Source organism: Pseudomonas sp. (assembly GCF_050739655.1).
GTDB lineage: Bacteria > Pseudomonadota > Gammaproteobacteria > Pseudomonadales > Pseudomonadaceae > Aquipseudomonas.
Genome location: NZ_JBOIBY010000354.1, coordinates 1 through 2,317, shown reverse-complemented (window position 1 = coordinate 2,317; position 2,317 = coordinate 1). Strand labels below are relative to the sequence as shown.

At 58.7% G+C, this 2,317-nt stretch carries 3 protein-coding genes; all 3 read right to left on the bottom strand.

What is annotated here, in order from left to right; translation table 11 throughout:
* Window positions 1-79: 79 nt before the first annotated feature.
* From ACRESJ_RS17205 to ccoN, 3 genes are read right to left on the bottom strand one after another with little or no spacing between them, the layout of a single operon-like run.
* Entirely contained in the window at window positions 80-265 is a 186-nt protein-coding gene (locus tag ACRESJ_RS17205; RefSeq protein ID WP_032831505.1) for a CcoQ/FixQ family Cbb3-type cytochrome c oxidase assembly chaperone, read from the bottom strand.
* Window positions 266-270: 5 nt separating this feature from the next.
* Complete coding sequence (gene ccoO / locus ACRESJ_RS17200) at window positions 271-879, bottom strand: cytochrome-c oxidase, cbb3-type subunit II (RefSeq protein ID WP_431758971.1); 609 nt, start codon at window positions 877-879, stop codon at window positions 271-273.
* Window positions 879-2,309, bottom strand: coding sequence for a cytochrome-c oxidase, cbb3-type subunit I (gene ccoN / locus ACRESJ_RS17195; RefSeq protein WP_431758972.1), 1,431 nt, complete (start codon window positions 2,307-2,309; stop codon window positions 879-881). The genes ccoO and ccoN overlap by 1 nt, the downstream gene beginning before the upstream one ends.
* Window positions 2,310-2,317: the final 8 nt, after the last annotated feature.

Genomic DNA, 2,317 nt, shown 5'->3' with positions numbered 1-2,317 from the left:
CGGGTCGACAGCAGCAGCCAGGTCAGGGAAAAGATCGTACCGAGACTGAGGACTGTGACGTACAGACTCCAGAATGTAGTCATTCTTTGTTACTCCTAGAAGCTTGCTCGACGTGCTTGATGGCTTCGGGATCATCCGCAAAAGGCAGCAAGGTCGCGTCTTCAAACTCCGACTTGCGCTTGGGGCTGAATACCCACAACGCCAGACCGACGAAGGCCACCATCACGACAACGGTGCCCAGGCCACGAATCATCCCGATATCCATTTAGATCACCGTTTGCTTTTGATGATGGTGCCCAGGCCTTGCAGATAGGCCACCAGCGCGTCCATTTCGGTTTTGCCCTTCACAGCATCCTTGGCGCCGGCGATGTCTTCGTCGGTGTAAGGGACGCCGAGCGTGCGCAAGACTTCCATTTTCTTCGCGGTGTCCTTGCCGTCGAGCTTGTTTTCCACGAGGAACGGATAAGCCGGCATTTTCGACTCAGGCACAACGTTGCGCGGGTTGTACAAGTGCGCACGCTGCCAGTCATCGGAGTATCGACCGCCGACACGGGCCAGGTCCGGACCGGTGCGTTTGGAACCCCACAGGAATGGGTGATCCCACACGCTTTCACCGGCGACCGAGTAGTGGCCGTAACGTTCGGTTTCAGCACGGAACGGGCGAATCATCTGCGAGTGGCAGCTGACACAGCCGTTGGCGATGTAGACGTCCCGGCCTTCCAGTTCAAGGGCGGGGCGAGGCTTCATGCCTTCGACCGGCTTGTTGGTCACGTCCTGGAAAAACAGCGGAACGATCTGGGTCAGGCCGCCAACGCTGACGGCGATAACCATGAAGAAGGCCAGCAGGCCAATGTTCTTCTCGACTGCTTCATGCTTCATCAGTGAGCTCCAACTACAGCAATCTGTTCGGCGGCTTCAGCTTCAGCCGGGTTCGAGGCGCGTACGGTGCGGAACACGTTGTAGGCCATGAACAGCATGCCGCTGGCAAAGAACGCACCGCCCAATGCGCGAACGATGAAGCCCGGGTGGCTGGCTTGCAGCGCTTCGACGAACGAGTAGGTGAGGGTGCCGTCATCGTTGATCGCACGCCACATCAGGCCTTGGGTGATGCCGTTGACCCACATCGAAGCGATGTACAGAACGGTACCGATGGTCGCCAGCCAGAAGTGTGCGTTGATCAGGCCAACGCTGTGCATCTGCGCACGACCGAACAGTTTCGGAATCATGTGGTAGACCGCGCCGATCGAAATCATCGCCACCCAGCCCAGAGCGCCGGCGTGTACGTGGCCGATGGTCCAGTCGGTGTAGTGCGACAGCGAGTTCACGGTCTTGATCGCCATCATCGGACCTTCGAAGGTCGACATGCCGTAGAACGCCAGGGAGACGACCAGGAAGCGCAGGATCGGGTCGGTGCGCAGCTTATGCCAGGCGCCCGACAGGGTCATCATGCCGTTGATCATGCCGCCCCAGCTCGGAGCCAGCAGGATGATCGACATCGCCATGCCCAGCGATTGAGCCCAGTCCGGCAGAGCGGTGTAGTGCAGATGGTGCGGACCTGCCCAGATGTACAGGGTGATCAGCGCCCAGAAGTGCACGATCGACAGACGATAGGAGTAGATCGGGCGTTCGGCCTGTTTCGGCACGAAGTAGTACATCATCCCCAGAAAGCCCGTGGTCAGGAAGAAACCTACCGCGTTGTGGCCGTACCACCACTGGATCATCGCGTCAGTCGCACCCGAGTAAGCCGAATAGGACTTGAACAGGCTGACCGGCAGCGACATGTGGTTGACGATGTGCAGCATCGCCGTCACGACGATGAAGGCGCCGTAGAACCAGTTACCCACATAGATGTGCTTGGTTTTGCGCTTGGTGATGGTGCCGAAGAACACCAGACCGTAGGTGACCCAGACGATGGCCAGCAGAATAGCCAGGGGCCATTCCAGTTCCGCGTATTCCTTGGTGGTGGTGTAACCCAGCGGCAAGGTAACGATGGCGCCGACGATCACCGCTTGCCAACCCCAGAAGGTGAAGGCCGCGAGGCTGTCGGAAATCAGTCGCGTTTGGCAGGTTCGCTGCACGACGTAATAGGAAGTGGCAAACAGTGCACAACCACCGAAGGCGAAAATCACCAGGTTTGTGTGCAACGGGCGCAGGCGTCCAAAGCTCGTCCAGGGCAGACCGAAGTTCAATTCCGGCCAGACCAGTTGCGAGGCGATGAAGACACCGAGCCCCATGCCAAGGATCCCCCAGACCACCGTCATGATGGCGAACTGGCGGACTACCTTATAGTTATAAGCAGTCGGACTGATTGCTGTGC

Bases quoted from the DNA above. Each gene is read 5' to 3' on its own strand.
- ccoO (WP_431758971.1), bottom strand. From the start codon at position 879: ATGAAGCATGAAGCAGTCGAGAAGAACATTGGCCTGCTGGCCTTCTTC.
- ACRESJ_RS17205 (WP_032831505.1), bottom strand. From the start codon at position 265: ATGGATATCGGGATGATTCGTGGCCTGGGCACCGTTGTCGTGATGGTG.